Origin of the sequence: Mycobacterium sp. DL99, assembly GCF_004762045.1 — a bacterium.
Taxonomy (GTDB): Bacteria; Actinomycetota; Actinomycetes; order Mycobacteriales; family Mycobacteriaceae; genus Mycobacterium.
Map to the genome: position 1 here is coordinate 3,681,588 of NZ_SJOM01000007.1, position 22,217 is coordinate 3,703,804.

19 protein-coding genes and 1 pseudogene are annotated in these 22,217 nt (G+C 67.7%); 8 read left to right on the forward strand and 12 right to left on the reverse strand.

The genetic code is table 11. The annotated features are described in order from the left end of the window. Positions 1 to 12: 12 nt before the first annotated feature. The 5 genes and pseudogenes from EYZ64_RS18130 to infC all read right to left on the reverse strand — a co-directional run bounded on the left by EYZ64_RS18130 (position 13) and on the right by infC (position 2,660). Positions 13 to 454, reverse strand: a pseudogene (locus tag EYZ64_RS18130) (hemerythrin domain-containing protein). Between the two features lie 164 nt (positions 455 to 618). Then, entirely contained in the window at positions 619 to 1,377 is a 759-nt protein-coding gene (locus EYZ64_RS18135; protein ID WP_135455379.1) for a TrmH family RNA methyltransferase, read from the reverse strand. 23 nt (positions 1,378 to 1,400) lie between these two features. Continuing rightward, a complete protein-coding gene (gene rplT / locus EYZ64_RS18140; RefSeq protein ID WP_135455381.1) occupies positions 1,401 to 1,790 on the reverse strand; it encodes a 50S ribosomal protein L20 in 390 nt (129 codons plus the stop codon). Positions 1,791 to 1,830: 40 nt separating this feature from the next. Then, complete coding sequence (rpmI, locus tag EYZ64_RS18145) at positions 1,831 to 2,025, reverse strand: 50S ribosomal protein L35 (RefSeq protein ID WP_135455383.1); 195 nt, start codon at positions 2,023 to 2,025, stop codon at positions 1,831 to 1,833. 23 nt (positions 2,026 to 2,048) lie between these two features. Beyond that, positions 2,049 to 2,660: a translation initiation factor IF-3 gene (infC, locus tag EYZ64_RS18150; RefSeq protein ID WP_167858141.1), complete on the reverse strand. Its 612-nt coding sequence runs from the start codon at positions 2,658 to 2,660 to the stop codon at positions 2,049 to 2,051. A 263-nt stretch (positions 2,661 to 2,923) separates the two neighbouring features. Here infC and EYZ64_RS18155 point away from each other — a divergent pair, with 263 nt between their 5' ends. The 3 genes from EYZ64_RS18155 (at position 2,924) to EYZ64_RS18165 (ending at position 8,113) form a co-directional block, all read left to right on the forward strand. Beyond that, positions 2,924 to 3,310: a DUF1844 domain-containing protein gene (locus EYZ64_RS18155; protein WP_286175051.1), complete on the forward strand. Its 387-nt coding sequence runs from the start codon at positions 2,924 to 2,926 to the stop codon at positions 3,308 to 3,310. Positions 3,311 to 3,377: 67 nt separating this feature from the next. Continuing rightward, the gene (gene lysX, locus EYZ64_RS18160) at positions 3,378 to 6,704 is read left to right on the forward strand and encodes a bifunctional lysylphosphatidylglycerol synthetase/lysine--tRNA ligase LysX (RefSeq protein ID WP_135455387.1); all 3,327 of its coding nucleotides are present in this window, start codon (positions 3,378 to 3,380) and stop codon (positions 6,702 to 6,704) included. Positions 6,705 to 6,751: 47 nt separating this feature from the next. Continuing rightward, the gene (locus tag EYZ64_RS18165; RefSeq protein WP_135455389.1) at positions 6,752 to 8,113 is read left to right on the forward strand and encodes an alpha/beta hydrolase; all 1,362 of its coding nucleotides are present in this window, start codon (positions 6,752 to 6,754) and stop codon (positions 8,111 to 8,113) included. 3 nt (positions 8,114 to 8,116) lie between these two features. Here EYZ64_RS18165 and EYZ64_RS18170 read toward each other — a convergent pair whose 3' ends face one another. Further along, positions 8,117 to 9,256: a hypothetical protein gene (locus EYZ64_RS18170; RefSeq protein ID WP_135455392.1), complete on the reverse strand. Its 1,140-nt coding sequence runs from the start codon at positions 9,254 to 9,256 to the stop codon at positions 8,117 to 8,119. Continuing rightward, a complete protein-coding gene (locus EYZ64_RS18175; protein ID WP_502702976.1) occupies positions 9,253 to 10,593 on the reverse strand; it encodes a hypothetical protein in 1,341 nt (446 codons plus the stop codon). The genes EYZ64_RS18170 and EYZ64_RS18175 overlap by 4 nt, the downstream gene beginning before the upstream one ends. Positions 10,594 to 10,654: 61 nt before the next feature. Between EYZ64_RS18175 and EYZ64_RS18180 the strand changes: the two genes are divergently transcribed. Further along, positions 10,655 to 11,098, forward strand: coding sequence for a hypothetical protein (locus tag EYZ64_RS18180; RefSeq protein WP_135455394.1), 444 nt, complete (start codon positions 10,655 to 10,657; stop codon positions 11,096 to 11,098). A gap of 1 nt (position 11,099) precedes the next feature. On the opposite strand, the gene EYZ64_RS18185 is transcribed toward EYZ64_RS18180, so the two are convergent. The 3 genes from EYZ64_RS18185 to EYZ64_RS18195 form a co-directional block, all read right to left on the reverse strand. After that, positions 11,100 to 12,296: a CHAT domain-containing protein gene (locus tag EYZ64_RS18185; RefSeq protein WP_210115529.1), complete on the reverse strand. Its 1,197-nt coding sequence runs from the start codon at positions 12,294 to 12,296 to the stop codon at positions 11,100 to 11,102. Then, positions 12,293 to 14,038 carry a tetratricopeptide repeat protein gene (locus tag EYZ64_RS18190; RefSeq protein WP_135455398.1) on the reverse strand — a complete coding sequence of 582 codons (1,746 nt, stop codon included), beginning with the start codon at positions 14,036 to 14,038 and terminating at the stop codon, positions 12,293 to 12,295. The genes EYZ64_RS18185 and EYZ64_RS18190 overlap by 4 nt, the downstream gene beginning before the upstream one ends. Before the next feature lie 71 nt (positions 14,039 to 14,109). Further along, positions 14,110 to 14,604: a lipoprotein LpqH gene (locus tag EYZ64_RS18195; RefSeq protein WP_135460100.1), complete on the reverse strand. Its 495-nt coding sequence runs from the start codon at positions 14,602 to 14,604 to the stop codon at positions 14,110 to 14,112. A 123-nt stretch (positions 14,605 to 14,727) separates the two neighbouring features. Here EYZ64_RS18195 and EYZ64_RS18200 point away from each other — a divergent pair, with 123 nt between their 5' ends. From EYZ64_RS18200 to EYZ64_RS18210, 3 genes are read left to right on the forward strand one after another with little or no spacing between them, the layout of a single operon-like run. Continuing rightward, positions 14,728 to 15,078 (forward strand): hypothetical protein, encoded by a 351-nt coding sequence (locus tag EYZ64_RS18200; protein WP_450070540.1) that lies wholly within the window; start codon positions 14,728 to 14,730, stop codon positions 15,076 to 15,078. Positions 15,079 to 15,081: 3 nt separating this feature from the next. Continuing rightward, positions 15,082 to 16,251: a winged helix DNA-binding domain-containing protein gene (locus EYZ64_RS18205; RefSeq protein ID WP_135455402.1), complete on the forward strand. Its 1,170-nt coding sequence runs from the start codon at positions 15,082 to 15,084 to the stop codon at positions 16,249 to 16,251. After that, positions 16,251 to 16,817, forward strand: a complete 567-nt coding sequence (locus EYZ64_RS18210; protein ID WP_135455403.1) for a hypothetical protein — start codon at positions 16,251 to 16,253, stop codon at positions 16,815 to 16,817. The genes EYZ64_RS18205 and EYZ64_RS18210 overlap by 1 nt, the downstream gene beginning before the upstream one ends. A gap of 26 nt (positions 16,818 to 16,843) precedes the next feature. On the opposite strand, the gene EYZ64_RS18215 is transcribed toward EYZ64_RS18210, so the two are convergent. Both EYZ64_RS18215 and uvrA read right to left on the reverse strand, forming a co-directional pair. Next, positions 16,844 to 18,490 carry an ABC-F family ATP-binding cassette domain-containing protein gene (locus EYZ64_RS18215; RefSeq protein ID WP_135455405.1) on the reverse strand — a complete coding sequence of 549 codons (1,647 nt, stop codon included), beginning with the start codon at positions 18,488 to 18,490 and terminating at the stop codon, positions 16,844 to 16,846. Between the two features lie 63 nt (positions 18,491 to 18,553). Next, positions 18,554 to 21,448, reverse strand: coding sequence for an excinuclease ABC subunit UvrA (gene uvrA, locus EYZ64_RS18220; RefSeq protein ID WP_135455407.1), 2,895 nt, complete (start codon positions 21,446 to 21,448; stop codon positions 18,554 to 18,556). Positions 21,449 to 21,521: 73 nt separating this feature from the next. On the opposite strand from uvrA, the gene EYZ64_RS18225 reads away from it, so the two are divergent. After that, on the forward strand, positions 21,522 to 22,205 hold the full coding sequence (locus EYZ64_RS18225; RefSeq protein ID WP_135455409.1) for an MBL fold metallo-hydrolase: 684 nt from the start codon (positions 21,522 to 21,524) through the stop codon (positions 22,203 to 22,205). Positions 22,206 to 22,217: the final 12 nt, after the last annotated feature.

Consider the following 22,217-nt stretch of genomic DNA (forward strand, 5'->3'; position numbering starts at 1 on the left):
CTCGTCCACGCCCTAGGAAATCATCTCGCGACCCGGGTGCGCCTCGCGCCACCCGGCCATCGCGGCATCCCAGTCCACACCGTCGAGCGCGGTGAGCGCAGCCGGGAACAGTCCGTCCTCTTCTTTCGCGATGTGCGCGTAGAGCTCTTCGATCTCATCGCGCACCCGTTGCTGATCCCCGGGGTCGGACAGGTCCACGACCTCGAGGAAGGCGGCCAGCTCGCGGTGTTCGGCCAACCAACGGGTCGATGTGCTCGGCGTAGAGCTCGTCGCGGTGCATCACCGCGAACAGCCCGTTTTCCTCACCCTGCCAATGGGAACGCAATTCCTCGAACATCGCCGTCAGCCGCTGACGGGCCACGTCCAGCTCGCCCCGATCCAGGGCGCGGACCGCTTCGCGGCCGTGATCGACGGCCCGCTCATGCTCGGCGATGTAATCCCGCAGAAGGGGCATGTCGCGGCATCCGCAGTATTGGCACACGGCTCGTCCTCCGGCGATCTCGGCGCATCCATCGACCTTAGACCGGCCGTCTGACTCCACGAGTGAAGCGCTGCGGCGGAAAACGGGGCCGAAAATCGCCCCGGCGCTACGCCCGCGACGGACGGGCTGAGCCGAAACTACTCTGAGATCTGGCCGATGCGGTGGGCGCGGGCGCTCTGATACAGGCAGATCGACGCCGCCGAGGCGATGTTGAGACTTTCGGAATTTCCGGGCATCGGAATGTGCACCCGGTGGTCGGCTGCCGAGGCCAATTCGGTTGGCAGGCCGTGGGCTTCGGGACCGAACAGCCAGGCCGTGGGCCCGGCCAGGTCCACATGGTCGAGGCTGGCCTCGCCGTCGATCGTGGTGGCCAACACCTGCAACCCGGCGGCCTGAAGCCGCGCAACGGTTGCCGCCTCATCGAGCTCGTTGATCACCGGCAGCGAGAAGATGCTGCCGGCCGACGCCCGCAGACACTTGCTGTTGTAGGGGTCGACGCTGTTGCCGGCCAGCACCACCGCGTCCGCGCCCATCGCGTCGGCGGTCCGGATCAACGTTCCCGCGTTGCCCGGCTCCGAGATCTGCACGGGTACCGCGATCAACCGGGGCGCGGCAGCCAGAACATCATCGAGGGAGACTTCCGGCAACCGGCACACCGCCACCAGGCCGACCGGTGTCACGGTGTCCGACAAGGCTTTTGCCGCACGCTCGGTGACCAACTGCACCGGCGCGTCGGCCAGCAGCGCGCCGAAGCGATCCAGCGCGGCCTCGGTCGCGAACACCTCGGAAACAAGTCCGCGCCGCAACGCGGCCTCGACGAGGTTGGGGCCCTCGGCAAGGAAGCGTGCGGCGCGGCGGCGCCCGATGTGGCGCTGCAGTTTGACCGCAGCCGCCACCCGGGCAGAACGCTCGGTGAGCGTCAGGCGGCCTCATTCGAGGGCGCATTGACGTCCTCGGGCAGCGCGGCCTTGGCAACCTCGACCAGCGCAGTGAACGCGGCGGCATCGCTGACGGCGATCTCGGCCAGGTTCTTGCGGTCGACCTCGACGCCTGCGGCCTTGAGACCCTGGATCAGGCGGTTGTAGGTGATGTCGTTGGCGCGGGCCGCGGCGTTGATACGCGAGATCCACAGCTTGCGGAACTCACCCTTGCGGGCACGGCGGTCCCGGTAGGCGTAGGTCAGCGAATGCAGCTGCTGTTCCTTGGCCTTGCGGTACAGGCGGGACCGCTGGCCGCGGTAGCCCTTCGAGGCCTTGAGTACGGTACGCCGCTTCTTCTGGGCGTTGAGTGCGCGCTTCACGCGTGCCATGGGATGTTCCTATTCTCGTTCGGTACGGGGAGCGGCAGGTCTAGCCGTTGAGCAACTTGTTGACACGCTGGGTGTCGTTGGCTGCCACCACGGTGCGGCCGTCAAGCCGGCGGGTGCGCTTGGAGGCCTTGTGCTCCAGCAGGTGACGCCGGCCGGCCTTCTGGCGCACGATCTTGCCGGTCCCGGTCTTGCGGAAGCGCTTCGATGCTCCGCTGTGGGTCTTCGCCTTGGGCATGAATCCTCAGTTCTGTCTTGAAACTAGTTCTGCGTAACGTCTGGTTCTTCTGGTGCGGCTGGTGCAGCCTGCTGCCCGCCGCCGGGGCGCTCGGCCTGCTCCGCCGCCTTGGCGCGAGTCTTCGCGCCGCGGTGCGGTGCCAGCACCATCGTCATGTTGCGGCCGTCCTGCTTGGCAGACGTCTCGACGAAGCCGTAATCGGCGACATCGGCGCCCAACCGCTGCAGCAACCGGTACCCGAGTTCGGGGCGGGACTGCTCACGACCGCGGAACATGATGGTCACCTTGACCTTGGACCCGGCTTCGAGGAAGCGGACCACATGGCCCTTCTTCGTCTCGTAGTCGTGATCGTCGATCTTGGGACGCAGCTTCTGTTCCTTGACGACGGTCTGCTGCTGGTTCTTGCGAGACTCGCGCTCCTTGAGTGCCGTCTCGTACTTGAACTTGCCGTAATCCATGATCTTGCAGACCGGGGGTTTTGCGGCTGGTGCAACTTCGACGAGGTCGAGATCGGCATCCGCGGCGACGCGGAGAGCATCTTCGATGCGCACGATCCCTACCTGCTCGCCGTTCGGTCCGATCAGGCGGACTTCAGGTACGCGAATGCGCTCGTTGATGCGGGTCTCAGTGCTGATGGGGCCTCCTATGTTGGGTCTGCTGAGGAGACCCACCCATCTGCATCTCTGCCCGAAGAACAGAAAAGCCCTGCTAAAAGCAGGGCCCAATGCCGACCGATCACGGCTTACGCCGCCTGCACCTCCAGTATCTGGAGCACAGAACCGGCGTCCGAGGACACCGGCGACCGGACCGTTGTACCTTGTGGCCAACGGTGGGAGTGGGACTCCACTTGCTGTCCCTGACATAAGCCGGGACGGTCGCGCATGACAGTCTAGCAGGCATGACCGATCCGACAGAAACGCCCGCCGACGCTACGCCGCAGGACTCAAGCGATCTGGACGGCCTCGCCGTCCGCGAACTTGCCGACATCCCCGCGGTGGAAGTGATCACCCGGGCTGCGGTCATGTTGATGAGCGCCGCGGCCGAGAAGATCGGACTGTCCGCCGAGGATCCCGAGGATAGCCCGCACCGTGATCTTGATGAGGCCCGCAGGCTCATCACCGCGCTGGCCGGCCTCGTGACGGCCTCGGCCGAATACCTCGGACCGCACGCGGGCCCCGTGCGCGACGGCCTCAAGAGTCTGCAACTGGCATTCCGTGAAGCCAGCGCCGCGCCCGAGGAACCGGGCAAAGGCCCAGGCGAGAAGTACACCGGTCCGGTCTGGTAATCGCCTGGAAGCTGTCTGTGCGCGCGATGGACCCAATTGACGGTTTGACCGCCTATTCTCCGGGCTTATGACCGTTATCAGCCGCGGCCGCCGCGCCGGGGTCCAGCCCGCGTCGAGGTTCTCCTGGGTTCCCGCAGCGGCGGGTTGGACCGTCGGGGTCATCGCCACCCTGTCGCTGATCGCCAGCGTTTCTCCGGCGGTGCGCTGGTTGATCCAGGTGCCGCGCGAGTTCGTCAACGACTACATCTTCAACTTCCCCGACACCAGCTTCGCCTGGGCCTTCGTGCTGGCGTTGTTGGCCGCCGCGCTCGCGGCCCGCAAGCGGATCGCCTGGTGGATCCTGGTGCTCTACATGGTGGGCGCCATCGGCTGGAACCTCGGTGACCTCGCCACGGGCGGTGATCCGCTCGCCGAGGATGTCGGCGAGGTCATCGGCGTCGCATTCCACCTGGCCGCCATCGCCCTGCTGATGCTGGCCCGCAATCAGTTCTGGGCCAAGGTACGGCGCGGGGCGCTGCTCAAATCCGCCGTCGTGCTGGTCGCGGGCATGGCGATCGGCATCCTGGCTGCGTGGGGACTGCTGGAGCTGTTCCCCGGCACGCTGGCCCCCGAGTGGCGGCTGCTGTATGCCGTCAACCGGGTGAGCGGCTTTGCGACGGTCCCGACCGAGGTTTTCGAGGGCTATTCGCACACCTTCCTCAACGCCATCTTCGGCCTGTTCGGCGCTCTCGCGCTGATGGTGGCCGCCGTCGTGCTGTTCCAGTCGCAGCGCGCCTCCAATGCGCTGACCGGTGAGGACGAATCGGCGATCCGCGGGCTGCTGGAGGCCTACGGCAAGAACGACTCGCTGGGCTATTTCGCCACCCGCCGCGACAAGTCCGTGGTGTTCGCCCCCAACGGGCGGGCCGCGATCGCCTACCGCGTGGAGGTGGGTGTGTGCCTGGCCGGCGGTGATCCTGTCGGTGATCCCAAGGCCTGGCCGCAGGCGATCGCGGCCTGGCTGCAGTTGTGCCAGACCTACGGCTGGGCGCCGGGCGTGATGGGCGCCAGCTCGGCCGCGGCCGAGGCGTTCCGGGCGGCCGGACTCAACGCACTGCAACTCGGCGACGAGGCCATCCTGCACCCGGACAACTTCCGGCTGTCCGGCCCGGACATGCGCGCGGTGCGACAGGCGGTCACCCGGGCTCGCCGGGCCGGGACCTCGGTGCGCATCCGGCGCCACCGCGAGCTGGATCAGGCGGAGATGGCCGAGGTGATCCGGCGCGCCGACGCCTGGCGGGACACCGAGACCGAACGCGGCTTCTCGATGGCGCTGGGCCGGCTCGGCGACCCGGCCGACGGTGACTGCCTGCTCGTCGAGGCGATGCAGCAGCGCGGGGACAACTCAGAACCTGAGGTGGTCGCATTGCTCTCGTTGGTGCCGTGGGGCGCCAACGGCGTCTCGCTCGACGTCATGCGCCGCTCCCCCCAGTCCCCCAACGGCACCATCGAACTGATGGTCAGCGAACTATGCATGCAGTCCGAAGGCATTGGGGTCAGCCGGATTTCACTGAATTTCGCGATGTTCCGGTCGGCGTTCCAACAGGGTGCGCAACTGGGCGCGGGTCCGGTGGCCCGGCTCTGGCGGGCCCTGCTGGTGTTCTTCTCCCGATGGTGGCAGCTTGAGACGCTGTACCGGTCGAACATGAAGTACCAGCCCGAGTGGGTGCCGCGGTACGCCTGCTACGAGGATGCCCGGCTGATCCCGCGGGTCGGGGTGGCCTCGGTGATCGCCGAAGGTTTCCTGGTGCTGCCGTTCTCCCGGCGAAACAAGCAGCACACCGGCGAACACGTCGCGGCCCCGGCCGATCTGGTGGATTCGGGCCAGCTGCACCACGACGGCAGTGCTCCGGACCGCAACGGGCTGCGGGACGTTCTGACCGACGACGATCAACAACGGCTACCCGAGCAGGTCCGGGTCCGGATGGCCAAGCTGCGCCAGTTGCAGGCCAACGGTGTGGACGCCTATCCCGTGGGCCAGGCCCCCAGCCATACCGTCGCGGCCGCACTGGAGTCCGCTGACAGTGACACCGTGAGCGTGGCCGGGCGGATCCTGCGGATCCGGGACTATGGCGGCGTGCTGTTCGCTCAACTGCGCGATTGGTCAGGCGAAGTTCAGCTGTTGCTCGACAACGCCCGCCTGACGCAGGCCGGCACCGCCGACTTCACCGAAACAATCGATCTCGGCGATCTGATCGAGGTCACCGGTTCGATGGGACGCAGCCGCAACGGCACGCACTCGCTGCTGGTCGACAGTTGGCGATTGATCGGCAAATGCCTCCGCCCGCTGCCGGACAAGTGGAAGGGCCTGACCGACCAGGAGGCCCGGGTACGGGCCCGCTACGTGGACCTGGCCGTCAACACCGAGGCGCGGGATCTGATCCGGGCCCGTAGCGGCGTGCTGCACGCCATTCGGGAGACGTTGTACGGCAAGGGTTTCCTCGAAGTGGAGACGCCGATCCTGCAACAGATCCACGGCGGCGCCAACGCCCGGCCGTTCCTGACCCACATCAACGCCTACGACCTCGATCTGTATCTGCGGATAGCACCCGAGCTGTACCTCAAGCGGTTGTGCGTCGGCGGTGTCGAGCGGGTCTTCGAACTGGGCCGGGCGTTCCGCAACGAAGGCGTGGACTTCAGCCACAACCCGGAGTTCACCCTGCTGGAGGCCTATCAGGCCCACGCCGACTACAACGTGTGGATCGACGGCTGCCGCGAACTGATCCAGAACGCCGCCCAGGCCGCCAACGGAGCCCAGGTCTTCCAGCGGCCGCGTGCCGATGGGGTCCTAGAACCGGTCGACATCTCGGGCCGGTGGGCAGTCAAGACCGTGCACGACGCGGTGTCAGAAGCCCTCGGCGAGCACGTCACCGTCGAGACGGATCTGGCCACGCTGCGCCGGCTCTGCGATGCGGCGCACATCCCGTACCTGACCCACTGGGACGCCGGGGCCGTGGTGCTGGAGATGTACGAGCACCTCGTCGAGGACCGCACCGAAGAACCCACGTTCTACAAGGACTTCCCGACGTCGGTATCGCCGCTGACCCGGCCGCACCGCCGCGTTCCCGGGGTTGCCGAGCGCTGGGACCTGGTGGCCTGGGGCGTCGAGCTGGGCACCGCCTACAGCGAACTGACCGACCCCGTCGAACAGCGCCGGCGGCTGCAGGAGCAGTCGTTGCTGGCCTCAGGCGGTGACCCCGAGGCCATGGAACTCGACGAGGATTTCCTGCAGGCGATGGAGTATGCGATGCCACCGACAGGCGGTCTCGGCATGGGTGTGGACCGCGTGGTCATGTTGATCACCGGACGTAGCATCCGCGAAACACTGCCGTTTCCTCTGGCCAAACCTCGTTAGCAGGCGGTTCACAGCGGTTCCCAAGATTCGGCGACGACGATATTGGTGTGACCTTCACTCACCACCTGTCCTTGATGCACGGCTGGGTACCGACCAGCGTCCAAGTCATCGCCGCCGTGGTGCTGATCGCCGCAATCGGCTGGCGTACCCGCCGCTGGGCGCTCATCTGGCTGCCGCTGGCCGCCGTAGTGGGCGGCATCCTGGTCGTCGGCACCAACTGGTACATCGACTCCGAGGGCCTGGCGGGCAACCCTGCACCGCGGTCGCTGTGGGTGTGGATCGCGCTGACGGGTGTGGCCGTTGTGGTCCTGCTCGCCGGGTGGCGCGGCAGCCGTTGGTGGCGGCGCGGCACCGCGGTCATGGCGGTGCCGATGACCCTGCTGTGCACGGCCCTGGCGCTGAACCTGTGGGTGGGCTACTTCCCGTGGGTACAGACCGCCTGGAACCAGCTGACGGCTGGGCCGCTACCCGACCAGACCGATCAGGTCACGGTGGCCGCGATGCAACGTCAGGGCACCATCCCGGCCAAGGGCAGCGTGGTGCCGGTCGAGATCCCCAACACCGCATCGGGTTTCCGGCATCGTGGTGAATACGTGTATCTGCCGCCTGCGTGGTTCGCCACCAATCCCGCGCCACAGTTGCCGACGGTGATGATGATCGGCGGCGAGTTCAACACCCCAGCCGACTGGATGCGGGCCGGCAACGTGATCAAGACGATGGACGACTTCGCCGCGGCGCACCACGGGTACGCGCCGGTGCTGGTGTTCGCCGACCCGGGCGGCACCTTCAACAACGACACCGAATGCGTCAACGGCAAGCGCGGGAATTCCGCCGACCACCTCACCAAAGACGTTGTGCCGTATATGAGCAACCACTACGGCGTCAACCCGGCGGCGGCCGGCTGGGGCATCGTCGGCTGGTCCATGGGCGGCACCTGCGCGGTGGACCTGGCAGTCATGCACCCTGAGTTGTTCAGTGCATTCGTGGACATCGCGGGTGACATCGGCCCGAACTCGGGCACCAAGGCGCAGACCATCGACCGGCTCTTCGGCGGGAACGCCGCGGCCTGGGATGCGTTCGACCCGAGCACGGCGATCAACCGACACGGCCAGTACGAGCAGACCGCCGGCTGGTTCGACGTCAACGACACGTCGACGGCGGGCAAGCCCGCGGGCCGCGCCAACGATCAGGCCAAGGCGGCCAACGCCCTCTGCGCACTCGGCTCGAAACACGGCATCGCCTGCGCGGTGGTGACCCAACAGGGCACCCACGACTGGCCGTTCGCCAGCCACGCGTTCTCCGCTGCCCTGCCCTGGCTGGCCGGTGTGATCGGCACCCCCCAGGTGACCCCGGTCGGATTACCGCAGACATCGCCGTCGGCGGCCTACATCCAGACCGCCGCCAAATAACCGTCAGTAGTCGGATTCGGCCGCACGTACCTCGGCAAGGAACGCGTCGGCCGCCGCGGCGAGCCGCGAATCGGATACCGCGGCGAGCCCCGAATTGGATACTGCCCCAGCCAGCCGGGCCCGCGCGAACGCCCGCACCCGGTCCCGGTCCGCTGCGGACTCGTCGACGCCGTCCGCGCCGACCCGCACCGTGGCCTGTGACCAATCCGTATTCCACGCGCGGGTCTCGCTGAGCGGCTGCCCATCTGGAGCGCGCAGCGGCAGCACGGCGCGGCCTGTGGCGTCGAGGACACCGGAGCCGGCGCAGCCGCCGCCGCGCATTTCCACGCCGATGCCTGCCGATGAATCCGGGCCCGAGAGCGCCACCCGCACCACCGCGCTGGTTGCCTCGCCGACGGCGGTAACCGACCACTCGACGGTGTCCTCGGCGGCGTCGAATACCGCGGGCGGTACCGCCGCCCAGTCGACCGTCGCCACCCCTCGGGCGATCAGGCCCGCCTGGCCGGATCCGTCGCCGGCCCCGGCCGCCAGGGCGTAGTCCTCACGCCGGGCCGTCGCGACGACGGTGTCAGGCCAGTCCAGCCCGACCTCGGCGGCCAACTCCCGACATTCTCCGATCAGCTCGTCGACCCTCGGATCACCTTGACCGGCGAGGAAATTCAGCGCCTCCATGTGGGGTGCCAGCAGGCTCTCCACGTCCGAGTCCAGGGTGTCGTCGGTGAAGAAGTCCTCGGCCGCCACCGTCAGCAGGGCGAGTTCCGCATCGAGCAGCGGGCGCTCCAGCGCCGCGATGCCGTCGCGGTCACTGGCCGGCCACCACCGGCGCAGCCAGTGGCCAATCGCCAGGCGCCGCAACGCATCCGTCGAGCCGGGCAGCAGCTGCACATCGGGCAGGTCGAGCCGTTGTCCCAGTTCCCTGTGACGCAGCGCGTTCAAGACAGCGACGTGGCCGGACTCCCCGAGCACGCGCCACAACCAATCCGCACGCTCAGGGTCGGTGAATGCGATGGAAGGTGGTTCGCCGGCGCCCCCATCCACCACCCACGACAGCACGGCGCCGCCGACCTCCAGCACTGCGACCAAGGGCGCACCGTGGTCCAGGTGTCCCGTGCTCCACAGGCCGGCGTCAGCACCCAATTTCACTCTGCCACCTGCACTTCCAGCATCGCCTTGATCCGCTGCCGATGATCGAGGCTGACCGATCTGGCCACACCTTCCAACAGGGACCGCAGGTCGTCGACGTCCGCGCAGGACTCCTGCCACACGTCGCGGCCGTGCAGCCGCGCCCACAGCCGGCTCAGGTAGGGCCGGGCGAACGCACCGAGATCGTCGATGACCTGCTGCTGGCGCGGGTGCACCGCCGTGCCGGCCACCAGATAGCGGCGGGCATGCAGCACATACGCCTCCTTGGCCAACCGGGCCTGGATCCGTGCCGACAGTTGATAGCGTCCCGACGCCGAGGCGTCGAGCGGATGGAGGTCGGTCGCCACCTCGATGCCCGTGAGAAGCGCGGCCTGTTTGTCCTCGGCGAGCAGCCCCCACGGCGCACAGGCCCGGTCCACTTCCTCGGCGCACAGCAGCGGGAGATCGGGCAGCTCATCGCGGTCCAGGGCTCGGCGCAACGTCGCACGGACCCGGTCCACCACGCTGCGGTCCAGCGGGCGGTCCCCCTCGCCCGGCCCGCTGATCGACGGAGGCTGTTGCGGCAGAACTGAACTCAGCCCGATGTCGACGATCGACCACGGCTGAGCAGTCCCGACATGTCGTGCCCCGGCACCCAGGTTGTACGGCGTGGCGTCGGCCACCAACGCCGACCACACCCGCTGCCGGGCCGCCTCGGCACGGTGGCTGTCGGCCGGGCCGAGCACGGTGGCCAGCCCGGCGAAGAACGGACCGGTGATGGCGTCCGACGGGACGACGTCACCCCAGCTCCGCGCTAGTTGGCGCCGCAACCGGTCGACGACCTGCGGTTCGGCCACATACGCGTTGAGCGCTTCGATGGCCGTGCGGTCACGGCCCTCGTGCAGCTCGGCCAGCACCTCGGCCGCCACCTGCGATCGATCGGATGTCGGAGCGCCCCGCGTCACCGCGAGTTCGAAACACGCCGGAAAATACAACTCCTGGGCATTGCCGTTGGTGATGCGCAGCCGCCGGCGCTGCAGTTTGAGTTCGACGAACCAGGCCGCCGCAGCACGCAGATGTGGCCCGCTGCGCACCATCTGCTCGTGCAGGTCGGCGGCCACGTCGGGCGCCAGAATCGGCGCCGAAAACTGTGTGTTGCTGCGGAGTCTGAGCACCAGTGGGTCGATGATCCGTTTGACGGTCCGGCGCAGCGGCCCGCCGTCGTCACCGCTGAACACCTCGACCCCGGGCCCGAGTGCGCGCCAGGCCCGGTCGATCACGGCGCGGCGCGGCTGCGCCGAAGTCATGCCCGAATTGGGGCCGGCCTCAGCCCCAGCCGTATCGGACCCGATGCTCACCGGCACCAGGATAGAGCCGAAGTTGGGTTCGGTAGCGCTCCCCCGGCCGGACCCTGGGAACATGACCGACGCCGTGCTGATCACCGTCCTGTGCCTGTTGGGCACGGGCGCCGTGTTGACCGCCGCCCGCCGGGCCCGGTGTATCCACCCGAATGACGAGGCCGACGAGCGTCTGGTCACCCTGGGCGAGCTGGTGGCCGAGTTCGACCACATGCTGGTCCGCAAGGGATTACTGACCGGGACTCAGCTTGCCCTGATCCGTACCGGAACCCGGTCGCGCGGGATCATCACCGGGATGCGCGCCACCGGCGCGATCCGGGAGGACTACCGCGAGGTCGAACTCGATCTGATGGTCAGCCGGCGCGGCGGCGGTCAGTTCCCGGTGCGCCAGCGCGCGCTGATTCCCGCGACGGCACTGGCGAAAGTCTCACCTGGCAACGTGATCGACACCTACTACCGGCCCGGTGACGAGAGCACCGTCGCGGTGTGTGTGACCCCGGCCTGATTCAGCGGGCGCCGTCGACGGTGAACGTGGCCATCGCGGCCCAGTACAGCGGGCTGGCCGTGGTGTCACCGTCGCGCCAGCGGCGCATCGTGGCGCGCTGCCAGCGGTTCACCGCCAGGCCCGCGTTCTCGTCGCGATGTGCCAGATCCACTCCGACGATGGTGTCCGCCATCGGATCGGCCTCGGGCGCATTGCCGAACTGCCGGAAGCCCGCAGTCGTCGGCAGCGACCACAGCGTCGCGGTGACCAACTGCGCGCCGCCCAGGATCATGGCGGCGACCAGGCCGGCCGCCTCGTCGAACCGGTAGTCGCCGCCGGATGCGCACGCCAGCAACGCCACCCGGGGTGGGATCGGCAACCGCGCCGCGATCATCTCCCCCGCGGTCAGCGGCCGGTCTTCGGCCAGATGGAGCGCGGCCCGATCGGCATGTCCGGCGGCACCGTCAGCGGCACTGGCGTGCCCGACGTAGAGCAGCCGGCTCGGGTCCTGGGCGCACGCGTCGGCCAACCAGCGCCGATCGGTATCGGTGCGACGGAACAACTCGACGGTGTCGGCGACCTTCGGCAGGACGGCGTGGCCGGCCACCAGGTCACCGAAATGCTCCGACAGCGGAGTCTGCGGCGATGGGCGACCCAGCACCGAGCCCAGGGCCGAATCCGGCCGCTGTCCGGGAATGCGCGGATCCAGCACCAGCACCGGCGGCCGTCCGAGGCGGTCCTGCCAACAGGCCGGGGTGCGCGGTGCGTGAACGATGTTGGGCGGCACCGCCATCAGCACGTCCACCAACTCCATCAACCGGAAGCCGTCGGGGCCCGGCATCGCCAGCTGCCCCCAGGGCACCCGGCCCAACCGCGGGCTCGGCGTCACGAACAGCACGGGCCGCACGTCGGCGACGCAGTCGGCCAGCAGCTGCCAGCCGTCGATCCCGATCAGGTGCGAGCCCAGCAACCGGGCCAGGTCGAGTTCTGCCTCGGCGGTGGCGAACGCGCCTGTGGTCACGGCCCGTTCAATCGCGTCGCCGTGGGTTTCGGTACCGATCGGGTCCGGCAGCGCAGGGTTGAGAACGGCCTCCACCGCCTGCATGTGCGGTTCCTCGATCACCCAGGTGACCGAACGTTGCGGCTGCCCGACCACACGCAGGCTCACATAGGTCGCGATACCGACATCGGCGAACCGCAGTACCAGAGTGTCGGTCATGGCCACGTCGTCCATTCCCCACCGGGCGCGGTGACGTCCTGGCCGTACCGCTGCAGCGCCAGCTCCCGGTAGTGGCTCATGATCGGGCCCGAACTCGGATCCATCCGCAGCGGGGGCAACGGTCCGAGCCGCGTCAGCTCGCCTTCGCCGCCGACCGGCCCTGCAGCGGCCGCAACAGCGAGTTGCGGCGCGAGTTCGGCTTCGACCGGAACCACAGCCGTGGCGGTTCCGGTCCAATCTGCGACCGAACCCGGCCCAGCTGCCGGATCTGTCCTGAAAGTTCCTCGCGCGCTGTGGTATTCGACCAGTTCACACGTCAGATCGATATTGTCCGATTCCCAGGCCACAGCGAACGCCCCCGCCAACAACGGAGCCGAGACGCCGCTGGCCCAGCGGGCCCTGGCTCCGGCGTCGGTGATCGTGTAGCGCACCGAATCGACTGCCAGCGCGGCGGGAACCAACAGAGCGGCGGCCCGGTCGAGCTTGACCATCGCACGGCGGTACTCCGGCGTGCCCGGGGCGCAGTCGACCACGCCGACCCCCGCCGCGTACCGGGCCTCGACCTGGTTCCAGTCCTGGCCGGGCTCGCCGACGCCGTCGAAACCCATCTCGACGAGCGCATCGGCCCGCCAGATGTTGCCGAGGTGCGCATCGAGCCGGGCATACTGCAGCCAGCTGTGTCGCGGCGACGCGTCCAGGAACTGCCTGGCCTGCTCCACCAGTTGTACCGCCTCCTCGAAGGCGCCACGGAAGATGGCGATCCAGCTGCGTTGCAACAGGATCCGGTGAATGTGGAGCGGCTTGCCCAGCTCCCGCCAGTGCCGCTCGGCGTGCTCCCAACATTCATCGGCTTCCTTCAGGCGACCGAGTCCCAACCGGATGAGCCCGAAATACAGCCAGCTCCGGGAGACGTCGTGGGCGCGGGCATGTTCGGCGATCACCGGGTAGGCCGCGGTGACCAGGTCCTGGGTCTCCGCGTAACGACCGGCCGACCAGGCCGAGGCCCCTCGCTCGAGCTGGGCGCGGGCGGTGGCGAGCTTCCAGTCGCGGGCCTGCGCGCGGGCACCGGCCCGGCGCAACCACGGTTCGGCCTCGTCGAGTCGGCCGGACTCGATGCAGAACCGGCCGTAACCCAGTGCGCCGGTGACGAAAAGGTAATCGGTCTCGGCGTCGTCGGCACCGGGCCCGGCATTCTGGAGTACGTCGATCACCTCGGCCCACACCGGTACCGATGCCGCATACAGGTCATCGTCGCAAAGTCCGCTCGCGATCAGAATTCTGGTGTGGCAGATCAGGTTACGGTGCTCGGACAGCAAGTCACCATAATTCCCGGGGACTTCGATCAGCGCCGCCAGATGCGCTGCGGCATCGTCATGATCGCCACGAGCCGCGGCGAGTCCGGCAGCGAGAAACTCGACGCGTCGGCTATACCGGCAGATCAGGTGATCGATGTCGTGGTCGGACATGGTGACCTCGGCCGCGAGGTCGGGGCGTTGCCCCGACCGGATCGCGACGTAGATCGCCAGGCAATCGCGGATGCGGGAAATACTCTCAACCACACCCTCATACGCGGTGCGCACCAGGTAGATCTCACCGAGTTGGGCGAACACCTCGAGCGCGTAGTCGTCGCGGTCGGCCTGCTCGATCAGGGGCAGCTGCGACACCAGCAGGTCGCGGGCAGCGACCTCCTCGGCAGACAGCGACAGGTGACGGGCGCGGTCGAGATCGCCGGCGATGGTCACCCCTGCACCATATAAAAGCGGCGGGCGTACCCGGCAGAAGGTCTGCCGGGCACGCCCGCCATGTCGGGAGATCAGCTGCAGGACACCGTGATGGTGAACGGCTTGTTGACCATCCCGGCCATCGGGTTCTTCATGTCGGCGCCCGACGCCTCACCGGTGATGGTGTAGGTGTCCCCGTCGACCTTGACCTCTGCCGAGCCGACCTTGACACCCATCGCCTCGCTGACCGCCAGTGCGCTGCCGTCATAGACCAGGCCGAGCGACTCGACCTTCGGAGTGGCCTCGTCCGTCATCACCACGCCCAGGCCCTGCTGGCCGCCGATCGCGGCGCTTGCCACGTTGATCTTGCCGCCCTGCTTGACACAGGTGACCGAGTTCAGGTCGAGTCCCGCCAGATCGGATCCATCGACCTTGACCTGGGCACTGCTCCCGGAGCTGACCTTGGTGTCGGTCGCCGACGCGGCCGGCTTGTCCGCGGGCTTGTCGGCCGCCTTGTCGTTCGAGCAACCCACCAGCACCGCACCGGTAGCGAGCAGTCCCATGGCGCCTGCGATAACTCGATTCATGGTCATTGCGTCTTCCCCTTCGTTCCGCGTTGCCCCGATGGCTCCGTCGTGTCCTGAAGTCTTGGCGGGGCCACGTGCTACCGATCCCAAGAAATGTCAGTTCCCGCAGGTAACGTGGGTTTCGTGACGAAGGACCCAGAGCAGCCGGATCAACCCGAAAAAGCCCAGGAGCCCGATGTGGTGGAGGGCGAGATCGTTCCCGCAGCCCCCCGCACGGGCCCGCTGCCCGGGCCTGTCCCAGGGCCGGTTTCTGAGCCGGCCGACACCGGCTACACCGCCGCCGGGGTACCGACGTTCGACGCGGTCCGCGAGAAGATCGAGACCCGGTACGGCACCGCGATCGGGGCGTCAGAGTTGGCCGCCGAGACCCCGGAGGGCCGCTCGATCGAAGAGCAGTACGAGAAGCGCCAGCAGGCTGCTGCCGAGCGCCTACAACAGATCCGCGAGTCCATGCACAAGACGGACGACGCCTGATCCGTGCGGACTTTCACGAGCGCCGAGCGCCGGGCTCGGCTGGCCCAGCGTCATTTCCTGAGCCGGCCGGCCTCCTCGGTCGTGGACATCGCGGGCTCCTTCGTCGGCCTGCACGCGACTGATCCATCCACCCCGTACCTGTCCCTGTGGGCGCGGCTGCCCGGTTTCACCGCCGACGATCTGGACGGCGAGCTCTATCAGCGACGCACGATCCTCAAGCACCTCGCCATGCGTCGCACGCTCTGGATCGTGCGCGCCGGGGACCTGCCGCTGGTGCAGTCCGGGGCCAGCGACCGGGTGGCCGGAAACGAGCAACGCAAGCTCATCGCCGATGTGGAGAAGGCCGGGGTGGCCGTCGACGGCGCCCACTGGCTGGACACTGCGTGCCAGGCGGTACTGGCCCACCTGCACGAGCACGGGCCCACTCCTGCGGCACAGCTGCGTACCGCACTGCCCGAACTCGCCGGCAGCTACAACCCGGCACCGGGAAAGCGCTGGGGCGGCGAGACTCCGCTTTCCCCAAGGGTTTTGACGGTTCTCGGGGTGCGCGGCGAGATCGTGCGGGGGCCCAATGACGGCACCTGGACCACGTCGCGGCCACGCTGGACCGTCACGTCCGAGTGGCTCGGGACCTCGGTGCCGCCGGCCGAGCCCGACCATGCCCGTGCCGAGCTGGTGCGGACCTGGCTGGGGACGTTCGGCCCGGCCACGGTCTCCGACATCAAGTGGTGGTTCGGCAACACCCTGACCTGGGCCCGCCACGCGTTGCGCGATATCGGTGCCGTCGAGGTGGACTTGGAAGGCGCTCCCGACGCCGTGGGTTATGTGCTGCCGGATGACCTCGACGTAGAGCCGGAGCCCGAGCCGTGGGCGGCCCTGCTGCCCGGTCTGGACGTCACCACCATGGGCTGGTTCGACCGCGACTGGTATCTGGGCGATCACCGCGGCCAGGTTTTCGACACCAATGGCAACGCCGGGCCCACGGCGTGGTGGAACGGCCGGATCGTGGGCGGCTGGGGTCAGGACACCGACGGTCGGATCGAGTTGCACCTGCTCGAGGAGATCGGCCGTGACGGCACCCGCGCGTTGCAGCAGCGCGCCGACGCGCTGACCGAATGGCTCGCCGGGGTGCGCACCAAACCCCGGTTCCCGTCGCCGCTCTCCAAGCGCTGATGCGCATCGCGGGCTGGGCGCTGTTGACCCTGACCGGATTCGCCGTCGCCGGTCAGCTCTACGGGGCGAGTTTTCCCGGCGAACCATCCGACGTTTTCTATATCGCCACGCTGGCCCTGATCCCGCTGTTGGTGATCTGGTGCGTCGTCGGTGTCGCACTGCGACGCACGGCCGGCCGCCGGGACTGGGCAGTGATGCTGGCAAGTCCCGTACCGGTGATCGCAGGCATCGCGCTGATCTGCACAAACGTTCCACTGCAACTGCATTGGCGGCTGGCGCAGCCATCGTTCGAGCGGGCCCTGCAGGCGTTCGACGAGGACGCCACCTTCGGCGAACACCCCGGCCATATCGCCGGCTACCCCATCGAGTACATCGCGGGCCGGTCCGACAACTTCGTCGACTTCACGTACCGCGACGACCAGAACGGTTGGAACGGCTTCGCCTACAGCGCCGACGGCAGCGTGCCACAGACCGAACACAAGTCATCGGGCGACTACGTCATCAGCTGGACGAAACGGCTTGGCCCGCACTGGTTTGCGTTCCAGAGCTACCACACCTTTGGGTGACCGATTCGGTCGCCGCTGACGAAAAGCTAACGCCGCGTGCGCATCACCCTCGACTCGTCCCATACCGGGTCGGTCGATTCATAGACGAAGCCATCGGCCCCGAACACCAGGAAGCGGTCGAACGATCGGGCAAACCAACGGTCATGGGTGACCGCGACCACCGTACCCGCGTAAGCGGCAAGTCCGTCCTGTAGCGCCTCGGCGCTGGCAAGATCGAGGTTGTCGGTCGGTTCGTCGAGCAGCAGAAGTGTCGCGCCACCGAGTTCGAGTAGCAGGATCTGCAGCCGGGCCTGCTGACCTCCCGAAAGTGTTTCGAACGGCTGTTCTGCACAGGCCTGCAGCTCGTAGCGAGCCAGGGCGCTCATCGCTTCGGTGCGCAGCCTGGCGTGCTCGACCATCACGATCTCGCACGGTGTTCGGCCGGCGAGATCCGGGCGTGCGTGCGTTTGAGCGAACAGTCCGGGTGACACCCTGGCACCGAGTTGCGCGAGACCGCTGTACGCCACGGGCTCGGCGGTGGTGGCACCACGAGGCAATTCATCGGCCACCGCGGTCAGCAATCGCAGGAAGTGCGATTTGCCGGAACCATTGGAACCCAGCACCGCAACGCGCTCACCGTAAAAGATTTCCAGGTCGAATGGCTGCATCAGACCGGTCAATTCGAGGCTGTCGCAGACGACCGCACGCTTACCGGTACGGCCGCCCCGCAACCGCATCTTGATGTCCTGGTCACGCGGCGGCACCTCGGGTGGACCGGCCTCTTCGAACCTGCGCAGCCGAGTCAGCGCGGCCTGATACCGCGACGCCATACCGTCGTTGTACGCGGCCTTCTGGCGCAGCTCGACGACGAGCGTCTTGAGCTTGGCGTGCTCCTCATCCCATCGTCGTCGCAGTTCTTCGAGACGTTCGTTGCGGTCCCGGCGGGCCTGCGCATAACCATCGAACCCGCCACCGTGGATCCAGACGTGCCGCGATTCGACCGTGACGATCCGTTCCGCGGTGCGGTTGAGGAGCTCTCGGTCGTGGCTGACCATGAGGATCGTCTTGGTCGTCTCGCCCAGGCGCTGTTCCAACCACTGCTTGCCCGGCACGTCGAGATAGTTGTCCGGCTCGTCCAGCAGCAACACCTCGTCGGGTCCGCGGAGCAGCGCCTCGAGCACCAGTCGTTTCTGTTCGCCGCCCGACAGCGTGTTCACCAGGCGCCAGCGACAGGACTCGTAGGACATCCCGAGCGCGGCGATACAGCAGGCGTCCCAGAGAATTTCGGCGTCGTATCCGCCGGCGTCGCCCCAGCCGGCAAGCGCGTTGGCGTAGCGCATCTGGCTGGATTCGTCGTCACGCTCCATCAGTGCGAGCTCGGCCGCATCCACGTCGACCGCGGCGGCCCGCAAGCGAGGCGGCGCGACCGACAACAGCAGTTCGTGGACCGACGTCGAATCACGGATACCGCCGATGAATTGGCGCATCACGCCCAGGCCACCGCTGTGCGCGACCGTGCCCTGCTGGGGTACCAGGTCGCTCGAGATCAACCGCAGCAGTGTGGTTTTACCGGCGCCGTTGGGACCGACAAGTGCCGCCGTGGCACCGTCGGCGATCCGGAACGAGACATCGTCGAGGAGCTGCCGACCGTCCGGCAGCGTATGGCTGATGTGTGCGACCTCAACGTGGCCCATACGTGCCAGTCTCCAGAACCGCACCGGCCCGGTGCAACCGAATTAGCGGCTGCACCGGGTCGATCAAGCACTGACCTTGCGCCGCTTGGGTTTCGGTGCGGGCACCTCGACCAGCTCGGCGAGGAACTGGCCGGTGTAGCTGTCCGGGTTCGCCGCCACATCCTCGGGCGTGCCCTGCGCGACGAGGGTGCCGCCGCCGGCCCCACCCTCGGGACCCATGTCCACGATCCAGTCCGAGGTCTTGATCACGTCGAGGTTGTGCTCGATGACGATCACCGTATTGCCTTTGTCGACAAGGCCGTTGATCACCTTGAGCAGCTTGCGGATGTCCTCGAAGTGCAGGCCCGTCGTCGGCTCGTCGAGGATGTAGACCGTGCGCCCGGTGGACCGCTTCTGCAGCTCGGCGGCCAGCTTGACGCGTTGCGCCTCACCACCGGACAGTGTCGGCGCCGGTTGCCCGAGCCGGACATAGCCCAGACCGACGTCGACGAGGGTCTTGAGGTACCGGTGGATCGAGCTGATCGGCTCGAAGAACTCGGTGGCGTCCTCGATCGACATGTCCAACACCTCGGCGATGGTCTTGCCCTTGTAGTGCACCTCAAGGGTTTCCCGGTTGTACCGGGCGCCCTGGCACACCTCGCACGGCACGTAGACGTCGGGCAGGAAGTTCATCTCGATCTTGATGGTGCCGTCACCCGAGCAAGCCTCACACCGGCCGCCCTTGACGTTGAACGAGAAGCGGCCCGGCTGATAGCCGCGGACCTTGGCCTCGGTGGTGGCGGCGAACAGTGACCGGATCTTGTCGAACACCCCGGTGTAGGTGGCCGCGTTGGACCGCGGAGTGCGGCCGATCGGTGACTGGTCGACGCGGACCAGCTTGTCCAGCTGGTCGAGCCCGTTGACCCGGGTGTGCCGGCCCGGCACCTGCCTGGCCTTGTTCAACTTGTTGGCCATCACCGTGGCCAGGATGTCGTTGACCAGAGTCGACTTGCCCGAGCCCGAGACCCCGGTGACCGAGGTGAGCACGCCGAGCGGGAACGCGACGTCGATCTCCTTGAGGTTGTTCTCCCGCGCCCCCACCACCGTGACCTGACGACGCTTGTCGGTAGGCCGCCGGATCGCCGGGACCTCGATGCTCTCCTTTCCGGAAAGGTAAGCGCCCGTGATGGATTCGGGATTGACCAGCAGGTCCTGATAGGTGCCGCTGTGCACGATCCGGCCACCGTGTTCACCGGCCGCGGGGCCGATGTCGACCACCCAGTCGGCGTGCGCGATCGTGTCCAGGTCGTGTTCCACGACGATCAGCGTGTTACCCAGGTCGCGCAACCGCACCAGGGTGTCGATCAGCCTGCGATTGTCACGCTGATGCAGGCCGATGGACGGCTCGTCGAGCACGTAGAGCACGCCGACCAGCCCGGAGCCGATCTGTGTGGCCAGCCGGATGCGCTGGGCCTCACCGCCGGACAGCGTCGCGGCCGCGCGCGACAGCGACAGGTAGTCCAGCCCGACATCGAGCAGGAACCCGAGCCGCGACTGGATCTCCTTGAGCACCTGCCCGGCGATGGCCTGCTCGCGATGGCCGAGCGTCAATGCGTTGAGGAAGTCCGCGCAGTCCGCGATCGACAGCTCGGCCACCTGGGCGATGGATTTGGCGCCGAACTGACCCGCGGCCATCGTCACCGCGAGGATCTCGGGCTTGAGCCGCGTGCCGTTGCACTCCGGGCACGGGATGTCGCGCATGAAGCCCTCGTAGCGTTCCTTCATCTGCTCCGAGTCGGTCTGCTCCATGCGCCGCTGCAGGAACGCCATCACGCCCTCGAAATCGGCGTAGTAGGACCGGGTGCGGCCGTAGCGGTTCTTGTACTTGACGTGGACCTGGTGATCAGAGCCTTCCAGGATCGCCTTGCGGGCCTTGGCCGGCAGCTTCTTCCACGGGGTGTCGACGTCGAACCCGAGCTGATCACCCAGCCCGGACAACATCCGGGTGAAATACTCGGCGCTCTGCCCGACGGCCCACGGCGCGATGGCCCCTTCGGCCAGCGTCAGGTCCGGGTCGGGCACGACCAGGTCAGGGTCGACCTCCTTGCGGACCCCCAGCCCTGTGCACTCCGGGCAGGCGCCATAGGGCGAGTTGAACGAGAACGACCGCGGTTCAAGATCATCCACGGCCAACGGGTGGCCGTTGGGGCAGGCCAGCTTCTCGGAGAAGCGCTGTTCACGATGGGGATGGTCGTCGTCACGGTCGACGAATTCGAGCACCACGATCCCGTCGGCCAGGTTCAGCGCGGTCTCCACCGAATCGGTGAGCCGCTGCTTGGAGCTGGCCTTGACCGTCAACCGGTCGACGACCACCTCGATGTCGTGCTTTTCCTGCTTCTTGAGCTTGGGCGGATCGGTCAGCGGGTGCACCACGCCGTCCACCCGCACCCGGCTGTAGCCCTGCGTGTTGAGCTTGTCGAACAGGTCGACGAACTCACCCTTGCGGGTGCGGACCACCGGGGCCAGCACCTGGAATCGCAGGCCCTCGTCCATGGCCAGGACCTGGTCCACGATCTGCTGTGGGGTCTGGCGGGCTATGCGCTCACCACACACCGGGCAGTGCGGTGTGCCCGCGCGGGCGTACAGCAGACGCAGGTAGTCGTAGACCTCGGTGATGGTGCCCACGGTCGAGCGGGGGTTGCGGTTGGTCGACTTCTGGTCGATCGACACCGCGGGCGACAGGCCCTCGATGAAATCGACGTCCGGCTTGTCCATCTGCCCCAGGAACTGGCGGGCGTACGCCGACAGCGACTCGACGTAGCGGCGCTGGCCCTCGGCGAAGATGGTGTCGAACGCCAGCGAGGACTTGCCGGACCCGGACAGGCCGGTGAACACGATCAGCGCATCACGCGGCAGATCGAGGTCGACTCCTCGCAGATTGTGCTCGCGGGCACCCTTCACGATCAGGCGGTCAGCCACGCGTTTCCTTTCCCACGACAGACTTCACGCCCATGCTATGTGCGACCACCGACAAGCCCGATACGGTGGCGCTATGACCAGCCCTCACATCGCGGTTGACGACACGTACACCGGTCACCAGGAGCCAGGCACCGCCGCCCGGCGTACCCTCCCGAACGCCTCGATCATCAAGGTGTCAGTGGGCCCCATGGACAACAACGCCTACCTCGTGACCTGCACGTCCACCGGGGAGACCCTGCTCATCGACGCCGCAAACGACGCTGAGGTGCTCCTGGACGTGATCAAGCAGCGGGCACCCAAGCTGTCCCTGATCGTCACCAGCCACCAGCACTTCGACCACTGGCAGGCGCTGGCGACTGTGGCAGAGGTCACCGGGGCACCGACGGCCGCGCATGCACTCGACGCCGAACCGTTGCCGGTCACCCCGGACCGGATCCTGGCCGACGGGGACACCGTGCGGATCGGCGACCTCACGTTCGACGTGATCCACCTACAGGGTCACACCGAGGGTTCGGTCGCGCTGGCGCTCAAGGCGCCCGACGGTGTCACACACCTGTTCACCGGTGACTGCCTGTTTCCCGGCGGTGTCGGCAAGACCTGGCAGCCCGGTGACTTCGAGCGCCTACTGGGTGATGTGAGCGCCAAGGTGTTCGACGTCTACGACGACCGCACCGTCGTATACCCCGGCCATGGCGATGACACCACGCTCGGCGCCGAACGTCCCCACCTCGGGGAGTGGCGCGAGCGCGGTTGGTAGTCAGTCAGCGGG

Bases quoted from the DNA above. Each gene is read 5' to 3' on its own strand.
- rplT (WP_135455381.1), bottom strand. From the start codon at position 1,790: ATGGCACGCGTGAAGCGCGCACTCAACGCCCAGAAGAAGCGGCGTACC.
- rpmI (WP_135455383.1), bottom strand. From the start codon at position 2,025: ATGCCCAAGGCGAAGACCCACAGCGGAGCATCGAAGCGCTTCCGCAAG.
- EYZ64_RS18155 (WP_286175051.1), top strand. From the start codon at position 2,924: ATGACCGATCCGACAGAAACGCCCGCCGACGCTACGCCGCAGGACTCA.
- lysX (WP_135455387.1), top strand. From the start codon at position 3,378: ATGACCGTTATCAGCCGCGGCCGCCGCGCCGGGGTCCAGCCCGCGTCG.
- EYZ64_RS18180 (WP_135455394.1), top strand. From the start codon at position 10,655: ATGACCGACGCCGTGCTGATCACCGTCCTGTGCCTGTTGGGCACGGGC.
- EYZ64_RS18185 (WP_210115529.1), bottom strand. From the start codon at position 12,296: ATGACCGACACTCTGGTACTGCGGTTCGCCGATGTCGGTATCGCGACC.
- EYZ64_RS18195 (WP_135460100.1), bottom strand. From the start codon at position 14,604: ATGAATCGAGTTATCGCAGGCGCCATGGGACTGCTCGCTACCGGTGCG.
- EYZ64_RS18210 (WP_135455403.1), top strand. From the start codon at position 16,251: ATGCGCATCGCGGGCTGGGCGCTGTTGACCCTGACCGGATTCGCCGTC.
- EYZ64_RS18215 (WP_135455405.1), bottom strand. From the start codon at position 18,490: ATGGGCCACGTTGAGGTCGCACACATCAGCCATACGCTGCCGGACGGT.
- EYZ64_RS18225 (WP_135455409.1), top strand. From the start codon at position 21,522: ATGACCAGCCCTCACATCGCGGTTGACGACACGTACACCGGTCACCAG.